Here is a 14,470-nt window from a genome sequence, read left to right on the forward strand (position 1 = left end):
AAACGCTACAGGGCCCTGACTACTACTCGCCTGGCTTGCTATCCATTACTCATACGCGTCACTAATACACTCCTCGGCCTCTAAAAAGACCAACATAGTCTTCTCCAGACTTTCTGCTGCATCCATAAAAGGCAAGTGATGGCTATCTTTTAGTACCGAGAAACATTTACTCCCTTTATACCTTTTATAATCTGCCTTTACCTGTAAAGGCGTGGTAATGGAATCATTCTCACCGACAACGAATAGCGCTGGTATCTGTAAATGATCGATACCTCCATTAACGCTCATCGCCTGAAGCTCATCGTTCATCTTGTCGGCTAAGCTTCCACGCCGCTCCTGCCACCCAGGAAATCTCTCACTAATCTTTTCAGCGGCTAGAAAACCTCGAATATCAACCCCATTTGCGATACCACCATTCGCTCGACTCGCCCACTTGGATAGCAGCAGATAATGCTCAGAGGGAGACTCTTGATATTTTTGCAACTCCTGTATGGCTAACTGATTACCTTCCTTCTTCGCCCATTGCAGGGTTGCTTCAAAGCTGGCTTCTGCCTGCTTCTGCGCATCCTGGAAGGAAGAGATAAATACCAACCTCTCTAATGTCTCAGGATGCTCACTCGCATAGAGGGCTGCAAGCCCCCCACCCCAAGAGTGACCAACTAAGGTAATCTTATCCTTCTTATAATGCGTTTTTAAAAAAGAAATCACATTGTGCACATCTTGAATATTGTTCTTTATCGTTAATGTGTCTTCGCTCACCTCAAGAGACTTTCCAGCCCCTCTTTGATGAAGATAAGCTACTAAATACCTTTCTTCGAGCGCCCGCCCAACAGTTACCTGAAATGGAACCAACCCCAACTCCACATCTCCAGGGCCGCCATGTAGAAACAGGATTAATGGTTTAGAAGGGTCACTACCAGACACCTCTAGGTGCAACTTTGCACGACCACTTAGCACCTCCCCTTTATAATTGACTTGATTAGCAAACACCCCACCAGACAAAAAAACAAAAATAAAACTGGCAGGGAGAAACCTTAACCATAATGGATTTAACATATGTTCACCGATTTAAGATTTAAAATATTAATAAGATGCTTCTTTATCAAACACAAAAATCCAATAAAATTGATAGAAAGCCAACAAAATTCAAACTTAAAGGAGCTTATATTACAAACACATCAAAAAATACAAACCTTGAGACGAGATGGGGGTAAGACAGGGCAAAGTAACATTCAACAGGAATTCTTCGCTTCACATATAAGAAGAGCGCCATTTCTCTTTACCAATCTTAACCTTCTCACTGTATCGCGACACCTCATGAGAAATGCTCACGAAGTCAGGATATTAGGACTCAACTGAAGGCAGAGGAAGAATTTACACAAGAGGGCATCAGCAAAAGGACTATTTGTGGAGTAGGGATAATCCAATATAAGGGGGGGGATAAGAGAACAGAAAAAGTGTTTTGAGCCAAGCAACTAGAGGGTACCCTTCCTATCATAGGATCATTTTAAAAGGCCGCATAATAAATACGGCCACCTAATACAAGCTAGCTACATCGCAAAGCGGGTAAACGCGCACCCTAAGAGGAGCTATTTGCCAATATTGTACCAAGCAAAAGTGGGGTAGGCGCCATAGCAGCTATCTAAAAGATTGAACTGAACTTTCTTGCCCGCAAAATGCGCAGCTGTTAACAGACTCAGCGCTTCCTTTCCGCTGACATTATCATCCTTATTCCATCGAATAGAAGTTTTATTACACTCTGCAGGACCAACACTTTCATTTACATAAACGTAACAGGTAGAATCATTTAGATGGCAACCTATTTTTTCGATTTCTAGATAGCCTGTTGTGGTTGTAGCGGATACAAGAGAGGGCAACAATAAAATAGAAATTAAAGAGATAGAAATAATATTTTTCATAAAACACTCAAACGTCCAAAAAGAAATCAACAATCTTAATTTAACAAAAAAAGATGAAAGTGGAGTTGCTCTAGCTAGAGGACATTACCAGCCTTCAAACGACAAAAACCTTTAAAGAACACGCAATGAAATAATCTCACAGGTCTTAAAGGCGCTGCTTCCACTCCAAAGGCTGTCAGTATCCCCAACAATCCGCACTGTAGATTTGGCATGGAGTGACGCCAAGATAGAAGCCACTGAGTTTTTTTGGCCTACGCTCTCTTCCGACTTTATCCAATACTGATGACAACTCTCAGTTTCAGCGTCCAACTTCACGACCACTTCGCCATCTCTAGAGGAGGCACTCGAAAACACCTCGATATAGCGCACTGTGGATTCGTTAGCATCCCCTAGAGCCAGCACATCACCCGATAAGAGCATCAGAGCCAAGCCTAAAGATTTCATCAACACCTCGAAAAATTAGCGATTCACAACAGCTGGTCAGCAGCTTGCTATTATAATATTCTTGTCAAATACCGTATAGGTTGTCTATCAACCTTGTTACTCTTGAATTTCAAGATCAATTATCAACCAATCCGATCCAAGTGCGGTTAGTTTGTCGCAAAGCTTGCAGCAATATGGCGCTCACAAACTGCTCCTTTAGAGCAGCCCTTAACTTAACCTTTTCTTTTAGCTTAAAAAAAATATCGAAACGGCAGGATAAGAGATTGAAGATATCCAGCCCCAGAAGATATGCTTATCAAAAACTACATATTTTACTGAGGTAAGTAATTTAGTATAATTCCAAAATTATATTGCAATGAAAACCACTCACATCCAAGATGAAAAAACTATTCGCCTTACTGTTTATTGTTTTACCCACCTCATGCCTGGCCGAATTTGTCTTTACAGGAAAGTTAAGTCAGATTCATACTGGCCCACAGTATCAAGGTAGAATTTTTGTTAAAGTTCAGGGAACACCTTTGGGGGAGGTTCCCTGCTCAACCAACACAAGCTATAGCTTTGCGTTTGACGGTATAAACAAAGATGCTAATAATATTACCAATGAAGAGGGCAAAATATATCTCAGCCTACTTTTAAGCGCCCTCGCCGCCCAGCAGACTGTTACTTTGAAAAGTAGCGATGACTGTACAACCTACCACAATGTTGCAGATTTGAGGAATCTCTCTGTTATGCCATAAAAAATATATGGCTATCGATTTTCCGTTTAACTTTTAAAGTAGGTCGAGCTTAAAGCAATACAATCTACCCACTAAATAAACTGGCATTCAACTCGATCTCTCATATTTTGAATGCCGGTTTATATGCGCAAGGGAACAAAATTAAATAAAAATAGATCGTCCCACTCTACTAACTCAAAGCCTCGACCGCTAACAAACTCAGAATCATTCAGATCGATTATATCCTGGGCAAGGCAAATTTATTGGACACGGCACCATTACTATTTTTTCTACTCAGGAAACATAACTGAAGATAGCAGTATTTTGGAACCCGTGCTATTGCATTCATAATAGCTAAAGCTAACGGCTTCCTTTGCCATATACGCAGACAGTAAGAATGAGAGCTTTGTATCAAATAGTTTTGAATCCTCAACAGTAAGATGAAAATCAACATCACTTTTACAGTTTATCTCTGGGCTGGTATTGGTGAAATTTTGCAATCTGATTTCAACCCCAGCATCATGGACTTTCATATAGGAAATTTTTGCATAGGGAGTCCATTCGGCTCGACCTAGCAAAGGTACAAAGGAAATAATTAAGAACAATATTTTTCCGAAATATTTCATTTTCTTCTTCAAACAACAATCATCTTCTTTTAAACAATGTTAACCAGAAAAAACTGTGGGCTCCCACTCTCCCCAGCTTTCACCACCCAATTTGTGAGATTTAGCCCCCTGAATAAATGCTTCTCTAAATATAGAAAGATTATTTGCAAATACTTCACGAAAATCGTTAGGAGCACTAATGATAAGGCGGCTCACAGGTTTGAACGGATACTCAAAGAGCTGAATCAGGCTTAAAGGTTGCTTCATTTCCTTTAGTTTTGCTTCGATTACATAAGCATCAGATTTGTTTCCCCCCTGAAGGTTTACCCTCCCTTCGCGCCCATAACACCATCCTACCCAATCTTTTTCTTCTTTCGCTATAGCCGCACGAGCCTTCTGATCTGCTAACGTCTGTGACTCTGCTTCGAAAGGAGCAATCGCACTTCGTTCTGCATCAAAAAAACAACAAAAGGGAACAAGTAATTCCTCTTCTTTAGTAACACTACCTATATATAAAGCATTACAGAGAGCAAAACCTGAATGATAGCCTAACAGTTTGATATCCATTGGAATGCCTTCCTAAAATTAGGACTGATGCTTGATTAAACATAAAATTAGCCAAATGGCAATTAAATAAAACCAAATTTTAATATGTGAATTTAGTCAAAAATGAGCAAAGCTTTTTACGCGATGAATTAAAGGGCAAGACGAACCTTGCCCCCATTTTAAACTCAAGAAAAATAATCCAATACCTTGCCAATAAGCTCTAGCTCTTGATAACCTTTAGGATCAATTTCTCTGCGAAGCACGCGTTTTATATAATCCGTATCTCCAAGCAATCCACGCACAATACAATAGTATGTAGCCCAGATACCACGCGTTTCTTCAGGGACACTTAGGTAAAACGACTCTTTGCTATCTAGGCAATATTGCTTTCTTAAGTACGCCTGCCCAAACTCGATTATATTATCCAGATCACGCATAACTTTCGCTACAGCTTTTTCCTGGCTTTCGAAATCTTCGGCATAAACTGTTTGATCAAAAGGGTTCTTCAGGTCAGCTATTTTAATTCTTCTTGAAAAAGTAGCAGTTTGACTCAGAGGAAGATCTGAAAGATGAGAAAAAATATCTTCCACCTCTTTGATGTATACACCTGCAGCCGGCTGGGTTGTTACCCAAGCAGGAGAACCACTAAAATTCCAAAAAGGAGCTATTAATAGATCACAAAATTTCACTGGGCGAGATCTATATCTCTTAGAAACAAACTGCCAATCTGGGAGTTCGACCGCCTTTTTCTTGGCGGCCTCCAAGATTTCTTTTTTAAAAGTCATCGTAATCCTGCCTTTAATCATGTGGAGATTTTGTTGACCTTAGAATATAAACAAATATCTCATCCATCTGTCCCCTGAGCCCACCTTCATCAGCGTTAGCGCCACATGCACTTGCCTGGCCGGAGGTACATGCATCATAAACTATTTTTTGGTTTGACGTTAATGTTGCATTCCCTGTCTTAACCTCGAGAAGTGCACGTCCCTTTGAGTCAAGCTGGATCTTTCCTTCAGGTATATGATTGCCATTTAGATCAAATAATTCAAATCCATCAGGCACATCAATAGATCCATCTCTTTCACCTGTCACTGATAGATCTGCCCGAGCGATCATACCATGGTATTCGTGCCCCACGTTGTCATACTGAACTGTCACTTCCTTTTGAACTTTAACATTCGGTATTTTTCCATATTCAATAAAAATTGCATCAACCTGCTCATTATGGAATCTGCGGTACTTATCAACATTGGCTGTAAATGGCGAACTCGTGGAAACTTGAACACCATTTTCATCTACATAGAAGTAATTAGATCCCTTCTCACTTTGTAAAACCGGTTTGCCATCTTCTAAAACTCCGGTATCTCTATATTTTTTACCATTTTTTGTAATATAAAGATCTCCCTTTCGTTCGTAGAAATCTGTCAGTCCCTCTAAATATTTCGTTGTATCTACTTTACCACCATTTAATTCAAGTCCCTCTTTATCATCTCGCAGCTCTCTTCTGAGAATATACCCCTTAAGTCCCTCAAGAGCTAACTCACTTTTATCACCAAGGAGGGTTAAAAATGCATCTCCTGTTTCTTTGGCAACATTTCCAAGCTGATCCCCCCAGACTTTAATTGCTTGGAAAAGCTCATTCTCATCCATCTTAGAAATAAGCTTATTACCAATTTTTCCTCCAGGGAACAGAATAAGAACTAAATTGGTAGTACCATTAACAATAATATAATCAGCTAAAGCTTGATTACCTGCATCGACTCCTCCATCACGATAGGCCTCGTATATCGGGTATAAATCGACACCAAGTAGCGCAAGATCAATCGCTTTTAAAATAACTGGGATTAAGAATATAAAGAGTGCATTATTCTCAGCAGTGATAGCGCCAACATCCGCAGCCGTATTAACGCCTGCCGCTTCTGCACCCGCTAGAAATACAGAAAGTCCAGCAGAGAATCGAGCTAAATCTACTCCTTGCTCTTTTAACTCTGTAATTTGCTGCTCAATTGCACCTAACCCGTATTCATTACGGAAAATATCTTTAATCTGCTCACTAGAGTAACCTCTACTCTCATAATCTACTACATCATCGCCATATTTTTTAAATAGGTTTTTGATTGCAGTATTCGCTTTATCAACCTGAGGCTTAGTTCTTTCCCTATAAACAGAGGCGGTGAATTCTCCAATAACGGCACCAGCTCCACCACTGACACAACCATCAGAGGCATTTTGCTGGCCAGAATTCTCCGCCGTAAGCACGCCAATAACACAACCGGAACCCGCATGTGCGATATATTTCATCGCCGTATCCCAGGAGTTCACTTGAGCATTCGGGTCTTTAGGGTCTTTAGGGTCCCAAGCTGCACCAATCTTTTGCGCCATATGAGCGCCCAGCTGGTTGATACCCTGCTGTACAAGCGTTTGAGTAAAGGTGTCACCAAAGTCAGTGCCATAAACTCCAGCTTGAATTCCAGTTTTCACCGTAGCGTGAGTTACAGCTTGGAGCGCCTGCTGGGTTAGAGATAAGGTACTTCTCTCCACAGCCTTTTTATAGGCAATCTGAAATGCCTTGTCAGCCATGGCATAATCGCCAGGGTTGGCCTGTAGCCAGGCATCACTCGCCGCTTTACCTTCTTTATAAGCAACTGTATCTCCTTCGAAAAAGGCTGCATCAATCTTACTCAATGCTCCTGCTGTAGCAGCCGCTACCGCTATCGACTTCACCCCATCCTTGCTGAGAACAGCTTCAAAACCTGCTTTATAAACCTCCTCAAAACTACCACCATTGACCGTCGCATTTGCTGAAGCAATTGTTGCAGTATTAATCATTGTGGTAAATGCAGCATTCATGGCTGCGCCCGATGCGGTAGCACCAGTTGTACCAATCATGGCTGCGCCAGCACCAGAAGTAACAATGGCAACAACAATAGTAATAATTGCCATTGCTGCAGCATTTAGAGAGGTATTTGATTCATTCCACTGCTCATAAGCTAAATCTATTGCTTGCCAATCAGCATTCGGAAGCTTCTGGCGTACTTCCGCCATCCACTCCATACCTTCGAATTGGCTAAGTACTTGGATTTGTTCATCCAAAGACAGACTTGGGTCACCTTCATACTCCACTTGAACGCCCTTAAGTGCCTCTACGGCTAAGCCTCCAATAATTGAGTTAGTAACCCCCGTTTCAATAACATGGCCCTTGTTCTTAGTCGATACAGTGAACAGTCCCTTCTTAATTGAGCTATAGCTATACTGATCGGTCTCTGTTGTCATCAACAGGTTGACACCACCGTTTGTGGCCTGAATTCTCGTGCCATCTTCACTGGTTATATCCGCCGCACGTAAAGTGATATCACCAAATTCACTGTGGAGACTAATTCCTTTACCTGCATCCAGAAAAGATCGAATAGCTACAGTCTGATAGATCGACTCTTCAATTTTCTTCTTGCCAAACTTCCCTTTCTTAAAGGATTGGGTTGTTTCCAACTCATCCTCAATAGTAATACCCAAGCCGGCAAGCAGTTCAATATGTCCTTGATCGCTTACAATTTCTGCAGCATCCAGAACAATTTGTCCTCCTGCAATCAGCTGGATGGTTTCTTCCGCGGTAAGCTTGGATTGTAAGTAACTAACTCCAGATTTCTGTATGTACCAACCACCTTTCTTACCGTCATAACTTGAAGTTACTTCTTCAGTTCCGATTGAAATATTGCCATTCGCAGCGAAGGTTAGTGTACCTCCTGCATTAACGGTGACGCCGTTAAGGGTGATATCAGAGTGACTACGCACCACGACACTTCCATCGGCTGAGATAGAAGATACCTCACCAAAGAAACCGCCAGTCTCATCTCCAAAGTCGTAACGGTGAACAAGCGTCTTGGCTTCAACGCTGCCGGCAGCAATAGATAAGTCACCACAGTCATCAAATTGACTGGACAGTAAAAGAAGAGAGCCTCCGGCCACTAGACTCAAATCACAAGCAGTCACATTGCTGTTCACGGCTGTGAAATGACCGGCCACGTTTAGGAATTTCTGACGGCCAAGCTTGATAGCTACATCTTGAAGGGTGATACCCGCAAAGCTGGCATTGCCATTTATCTGTACTTGGTGATCTGTAACTTTGTGATCTCTAACGGTGCTGGCACTGAGATATACCACTGGTACAACCACGGTTTCACCCCGAATAACCCGACGCTCAGGCCAAATCATGTCGTAGGGGCTGTTCTCACGGCCAAATTTACTCGAAGGAATAGGATCGCCATAGACTTCTGTTGTGCTCGCCGATGTCGCATAAAGATAGGCATTGTCATAAAGCGTCTTTAATTGAGATGCTTCATCTTTAAAACGCTGATCCGTCGAATCGATCAGATGGCGTCCTAATAACTCGTGAATCTGGTCACGTACATACCGGGATTGAACAAAGGAGTCGCCTACCAGTTTAGGGTTATCATATACCGGTATTATGGTGGTGATGTCTCCAACCCCGATTGGTACATAGGTGACCTCTCCCAGGGACTTAATATGTCCATCCCTCAAGCGCCTATAGAAGTCTTCGATACTTGTATAGCCATTTTGTACGGCAGTATCAATATAAGGTGCCGCAGAGTATTGGTAACTTCCACTACCGGAAGTAAACTCAATTTCCGCAATTGAATCCAAAACCTGCTGAATCTGCCCAGAGGTTAATGCCACCGCATAAGCCGGCAACATTGTCTGAAACAAGAAGAAAAAAACGATTAAATGGGTGAAAAATCGCATACCCATGCCTTTCCTTTGACAGGTGTTTATATCTCTATTCATTTTTAACAACCGACTCCTTAGGTCCACCAGTCAAATTCTGCAAAGAACTTAGAGATCGTACTTTTCAAGGATTCGTACATATCTTTCATCACTTCGAAAAGAGAGAATTCTTTACTTTCGGCTTTACTTCTTTCGCCGGAAGTCAGATTGAGAGGTATACAGCTACTAGATGAACATCCAGTGGCATCACTTACCTCAAAATACCAATCATGGGTCCAGAATAATTTAAGGGTATCATTTGATATCTGCGTGCTTGGAGTCCAAGTTTGATTAGTCATCCACCCCCCCCAAACGGGAACACGACCATCTGTTGCCCAAGCTAAAGGGTGCATATAATAATATTCGTCTTCCCACCATTCAGGGGCATGAGCAGTAATCAGATTACCTATAGCTACCTCTTGAAATCCATCAAAAGTATTTAATGTTCTACTTACAAATTGAGAATTACTTTTCACATTTCCATGAATATAAAATAAGGAATCCGCATACCTCGCATCATTAACAACAATCTGTGTGTCTGGACCACTGCCTCCCCCTTGACACTCAACATCAAAACCAACAGGTAGGTTAGAGGAACCTATACACACACTGAATTTATCAACTGTGGTCTTACTTACTCCTTTATACCCAATTCCATAATCATGGAGGCGACCAACGGTAACTGTCTCCCCTTTCTCATTGAGAACGCCTGTGGTAAGGACTGCATTACCAAATATCTCCAGATAGCCGGTACTATTGATAATCCCCTTAGATGCATAAGCTTCCAAGTCTCCTAAAGAAACAATAATTCCGGGGGGGGAGTAAGTATATGCCCGGCTATCTATGGTTTCTTCGGTCTCTCTATCCCAGTTTGACGAATCTATGCCTGTATAATAGTTCCTATCCAGAAGGGTGAGGTTTCTATATCTCTCATTAATAATATAGGGTGCATCAATCTTAAATCCGCCAGACTTATTGTTTACACGTAAAACAGCCGAAGAGTTTAAGATATAATTTCGGGCCTCGATTTCTAATCCATTCTCACCAGCCACTGCAGTTTGATTAACCCGATTACGAGACAATAGGGTATATTGGCTTTCTGGAACCTGCTCCCAATAGGGATTAATATTTTCAAAGCCTTTCGCCTTGATTCGCACTTTTTGACCATGAATCTGAGCCGAGGTATCTGCTGGCTGGTGATGGCTATTTGTGGTACTTACATTTATTTCACTTCTATAAAAGGTTCCCAGCTCTGAAGTCTCTGACGTTGTTAATATCAAATCATCTGAAACAAACGTGAGCAGCTTGTTAACACTGGACTCTGGAGCCAGGTATGGAGTACGTGAACCATTTCTCACAAATCCATTTTGCGACTGAACATCAACAGTTCCACCGGTAATACGGCCACCAAACTGATTGTATACATTTTTATCAGCCCAAACTGCAAGTGTACTACCACCCTCAAGTTGACCAAAATTGACAAATTCATCGGCGGCCAATTCCAACTTATGGGCAAACAAATCCGCCTTATTTTCAATACGCCCTTTGGCGATTGCCACAAGGTTATACCCTTGTATATCACTAGCTGAGATGGGAAAGAGAAGATCACTATTTGACTTTAAGGTGATATCGCCATCACTTTTAATATTACCTTCTATTTTTGAGGTGCAGTTACCAAATGACTGAACGGTAATCGATTCACCTGAAGATAAGACTTGATCCTTGTAACGCACCGAAGACAGAAAATCAGAGGTCGTATCAATATCTGTCTCTAGCAGTAAACATCTGGAACTTGTCAACTTTACAGAGGCCGCTTGAATCTGCCCCTTTAGAAGGTCGGCCGAAGAAGAAGCTATAGTCGTTATATTTTCTATCTGTTGTGAATCATAATTCCAATTCACATTGCCAATCAAGGCATTGACTAAGCCGGTACCGAGCTTATATTTTCCATCCTCGGACGGTACATAGCCATAGCCCTCTTTATTTACTGGCTGCTGAAGGTTTATGCTTCCATCTAGATTCAACTCATTGGCAAGTACCTCAAACAGCAAAGCGCCAGGCGCCTCCATGTTTTTAATGGTAACTGCGCCTTGTTTAACTGTTAATGCACCAATATTTGAGCTTGTATCCGTGATACTACTGGCAGGGCTGCCGACTGCAAATGTTAATCTAGCAATGTTATCAAAACTGCAGTTGCTACACTTGATAGTGCCGTAGTTATCTTTAGAGATAAACAATACATCAGCCGGTGCGCCTAGAATTTCTACGGAACCGTTTATATCTATATGATTGGCTGCAATAACAATTAATGATGCAGGTTCAACAGATGAAGAGTCTTCCAGCTGGCCAGGGATATTTAACAGTTGCAGGGGCTGACCTGATACTGAGAAGGTGTTGAACTGGTTATAAGAGATGCCGCTAGAATTCGCGGATCTAATTCTTAGCGTATCGACACTTTCATTATCTATTAATGATATTTCATCTGAATGACCGCTCCAGGGCGATATTGTAGAAGCATATGCCCCTCCCTGCACCCCAAGAAGCATTAAACCTAATAACACTCTCTTTGCAATATTCTGCGAATATTTCCTCATTTGCTCCCCATAATTTACCAATACGATTCAGCCAATTATTCAACACCTAAAAACAGGGCACCATTCCCAGGCATATTTGGGCGCGGAGGTTAGCAGGCACATACATGGCCGGTCAACCAACTTCTAACTCAATCTCAGTCTTTTATCTTAAGCGATCATATATTTAATAAATGCACCTCCTGACGGGCACCACAAGAGCACAAGAGGGAGGTAGCAAATAATAATGAGGAAAAAGAAGAGAAAGTTTCTACAGAGAGTATCTGAACAACCCAAAAAGCCCTATAAAAGACCCATTCAAGCCTTGCACCTCGCTGCAAAACTTGATTTCAGCGCAACATTACATTTCACTTAATTATCATAAGATCTTATATACGGAGTAGTACAGGGACATCTCCATTTATCATTCTAAGCATTACCGCATGTTGAGCCTTTTAATTGGCAAGAATTCACGCATACATCTTTACTGAATTATCCAGGATGGTCTGGCCAGGTAAGATAATGTTCGCTCCTATTCGCCCCTAGCAGTACAGTACAATTTAAATAGTTCTTGAGCACACTTCGAGGCTTTACCAAAGTGCCATTTGAAAATACGGTTACCCCAGACATCCCTGACTTTCAGTAATCTGCACTATTGTCAGCATGTGCTAAATTTATCCCCCAATACAAACATTCCTGCTATTACTTGCAGGAATGGTTTTAAAGCTCACTGTTACCCCTAATCCATCTATTCAAAAGATGTTAAAATCCGCTCTTCTCTGAAAGCGCAACTTATGCGCGCAACAGCTAAGTAACTCCCCAAGACTGGAATTGATTTAACCTATGTCAAAGTATCTACTTTTTTTCTCACTCCTCCTGCCTAGCCTTGCTTTTTCCGCTGGTGGTTCAACTGACACTGGTGTCATTGAGGTTATGTATGTCAATGGAGGCTGGACGATGGTTCGACTACCCGCTTTAGATGGCGCACAACCTGGAAGCAAAAACAACCCCGATAGCTGCCCCAATAGTAGTTACTATGCACTTCAACCGGATACCGCTAACTATGAAGCTTTGCATTCAACTCTTTTAGCCGCTCAGTTGGCCAACAAAAAGGTAAATTTCTGGGTAAGTGGATGCGGCGGACAGTCTAATCAATATCCAAAGATAAGTTCTGTCTATTTGTATTCAAACTAAAGAAACTCTAAAAGCAGTCATCTATTACCAGGTTACAGTCATTACGGCAATAAATGACTGCTTTTTAGTCTCAGTTTAACCACATATTACAATTAACATACATTTGTTCATCTATATTTATTTGCACATCAAGGTTAAAACCAGCAATGAAGACAATAGCTTTAGCATTCCTCCTATTACTTTCTAGCTTTGCTCAAGCTGGCGCTAAGTCAGACCAGGAAAATAAACTTTATATTAGATGGATTGAAACCGGGTGGAGTAAAGACGGAATTGTAATCAACTTCGATAGAGTTATCACCTATAGCGATACGGCCCCAAATTGTAACTGGGGAAGTAGTGTATATGTCAGTAAGAACAATAACGCAATGATGGATCAAATATTATCCATTGCCTTGGCCGCGCAAATGGCAAACAAACCTGTAGCAATCTATGTATCTGATGTCTGCGCAGGAAATCGTGCTGAATTAATCTCCATTCAAATATGGAGAGAGTGAAGTCTTTGCACCCCATTTAAATAAAGATACCCACCTACTACGAATGCTCGCTGCATTTAATTCTGATAATTTAAAACTAAAAAGAGGCGATGCTATATTTACATCGCCTCTTTTGTAGGGATCACATATCGTCATTTAAATGCAGATGATCACTTAGGCTGACTACTACTCACGTAGAAATTTTATTTGATAAGCAACAGGAATAATATTCGCTCACTCCAAGCCTTACAGTGGTCTTTGCCATCATAATCTCTAAAGCCACTTATTACTGCTCAAGACTGACTCTACTTCTCGAACATTCCAATAACCTTACAGGTGGTTTCATCAACATTCACAGACACACTTACCCCCCGAGCTTTAGCTGACAATAAGAAAGCATATTCTTGATCAAAGCTATCACGACTTCTATCAAGACAATTCCTTGTTGGCCACGCAGGGTAACAGGTGCAACTATTTCTCGAAACTCCAACCTGAGAAAAAGTTATTGTCTTTCCATCATAACCCACCCCCACATATTCTAACTTCCCCTGATGCCAATCAGCTGCACTTACCGAAGAAATCAAAGATAAAACCAACACCAATAGATATTTCATTTCACCCACACATTAACACTTATATAAACTTACAATTTAAAGAAGCGATTGTTACTACAAAGAATATGTTACAGCTTCAAAAAGGAACGACTCAATGTTGGAACCGCCTCTTCTGAAGCACTAACACACGCCATCTAAATACATATGATCACTCTACAAAATTATTACTATTTACGTAGAATATCTATTCGATAAGCAACAGGAATAGTATTTGCTCCATTCCAAACCTTACAGCGATCTTTACCGTCATAAGCGCCAAAGGCCACCTTGTTTCCGCTTAAGTAGGCAGCCAGTAAGGCGCTGTACATCTCTTGACCTTCTTCTGTATCAAACTCAATAGCTATATATCTTCCAGCCCCCCAATTCTTCCAAGTCGCAGTACAACCGTTAGGGTTCGGCCCCTCATCGGTAAGAGTGGCAATAGCATATCCCTTATAGGTGCGAAGATACTCAACAGGACTACTCCCCACATCATAAGAAAGAGCCTGCCCACTCAGTAAAACTAAACCACTGAATAACCACTTGGCAGAATGTAAAATTTTACCCATCTATTAACTCTCTTTAAAATTTTTGAATCATAGCCTTAGAGGCGGAAATATATCAAAGACCC

The 14,470-nt window shown here is 41.4% G+C and carries 13 protein-coding genes; 3 read left to right on the forward strand and 10 right to left on the reverse strand.

What is annotated here, in order from left to right:
- Positions 1-45 precede the first annotated feature (45 nt).
- The 3 genes from ACJJIV_RS04010 to ACJJIV_RS04020 form a co-directional block, all read right to left on the reverse strand.
- Positions 46-1,056: an alpha/beta fold hydrolase gene (locus ACJJIV_RS04010; protein ID WP_444890827.1), complete on the reverse strand. Its 1,011-nt coding sequence runs from the start codon at positions 1,054-1,056 to the stop codon at positions 46-48.
- Between the two features lie 533 nt (positions 1,057-1,589).
- Positions 1,590-1,919 carry a hypothetical protein gene (locus ACJJIV_RS04015; RefSeq protein ID WP_444890828.1) on the reverse strand — a complete coding sequence of 110 codons (330 nt, stop codon included), beginning with the start codon at positions 1,917-1,919 and terminating at the stop codon, positions 1,590-1,592.
- A gap of 111 nt (positions 1,920-2,030) precedes the next feature.
- Positions 2,031-2,363, reverse strand: a complete 333-nt coding sequence (locus ACJJIV_RS04020; protein ID WP_444890829.1) for a hypothetical protein — start codon at positions 2,361-2,363, stop codon at positions 2,031-2,033.
- A gap of 377 nt (positions 2,364-2,740) precedes the next feature.
- Here ACJJIV_RS04020 and ACJJIV_RS04025 point away from each other — a divergent pair, with 377 nt between their 5' ends.
- Positions 2,741-3,100: a hypothetical protein gene (locus ACJJIV_RS04025; protein ID WP_444890830.1), complete on the forward strand. Its 360-nt coding sequence runs from the start codon at positions 2,741-2,743 to the stop codon at positions 3,098-3,100.
- 269 nt (positions 3,101-3,369) lie between these two features.
- Here ACJJIV_RS04025 and ACJJIV_RS04030 read toward each other — a convergent pair whose 3' ends face one another.
- The 5 genes from ACJJIV_RS04030 to ACJJIV_RS04050 form a co-directional block, all read right to left on the reverse strand.
- Complete coding sequence (locus ACJJIV_RS04030; RefSeq protein WP_444890831.1) at positions 3,370-3,705, reverse strand: hypothetical protein; 336 nt, start codon at positions 3,703-3,705, stop codon at positions 3,370-3,372.
- A gap of 39 nt (positions 3,706-3,744) precedes the next feature.
- Positions 3,745-4,251: a hypothetical protein gene (locus tag ACJJIV_RS04035; protein ID WP_444890832.1), complete on the reverse strand. Its 507-nt coding sequence runs from the start codon at positions 4,249-4,251 to the stop codon at positions 3,745-3,747.
- 164 nt (positions 4,252-4,415) lie between these two features.
- Entirely contained in the window at positions 4,416-5,015 is a 600-nt protein-coding gene (locus ACJJIV_RS04040) for a hypothetical protein (protein WP_444890833.1), read from the reverse strand.
- 13 nt (positions 5,016-5,028) lie between these two features.
- Positions 5,029-8,988 carry a DUF637 domain-containing protein gene (locus ACJJIV_RS04045; protein WP_444890834.1) on the reverse strand — a complete coding sequence of 1,320 codons (3,960 nt, stop codon included), beginning with the start codon at positions 8,986-8,988 and terminating at the stop codon, positions 5,029-5,031.
- 59 nt (positions 8,989-9,047) lie between these two features.
- Complete coding sequence (locus ACJJIV_RS04050) at positions 9,048-11,603, reverse strand: hypothetical protein (protein ID WP_444890835.1); 2,556 nt, start codon at positions 11,601-11,603, stop codon at positions 9,048-9,050.
- Between the two features lie 819 nt (positions 11,604-12,422).
- On the opposite strand from ACJJIV_RS04050, the gene ACJJIV_RS04055 reads away from it, so the two are divergent.
- Positions 12,423-12,773, forward strand: coding sequence for a hypothetical protein (locus ACJJIV_RS04055; RefSeq protein ID WP_444890836.1), 351 nt, complete (start codon positions 12,423-12,425; stop codon positions 12,771-12,773).
- 146 nt (positions 12,774-12,919) lie between these two features.
- Positions 12,920-13,267 (forward strand): hypothetical protein, encoded by a 348-nt coding sequence (locus ACJJIV_RS04060; protein ID WP_444890837.1) that lies wholly within the window; start codon positions 12,920-12,922, stop codon positions 13,265-13,267.
- A gap of 284 nt (positions 13,268-13,551) precedes the next feature.
- On the opposite strand, the gene ACJJIV_RS04065 is transcribed toward ACJJIV_RS04060, so the two are convergent.
- Complete coding sequence (locus tag ACJJIV_RS04065; RefSeq protein ID WP_444890838.1) at positions 13,552-13,869, reverse strand: hypothetical protein; 318 nt, start codon at positions 13,867-13,869, stop codon at positions 13,552-13,554.
- A 158-nt stretch (positions 13,870-14,027) separates the two neighbouring features.
- A complete protein-coding gene (locus ACJJIV_RS04070) occupies positions 14,028-14,408 on the reverse strand; it encodes a hypothetical protein (RefSeq protein WP_444890839.1) in 381 nt (126 codons plus the stop codon).
- Positions 14,409-14,470: the final 62 nt, after the last annotated feature.

The organism is Microbulbifer mixtoriginis (SeqCode) (assembly GCF_052466765.1).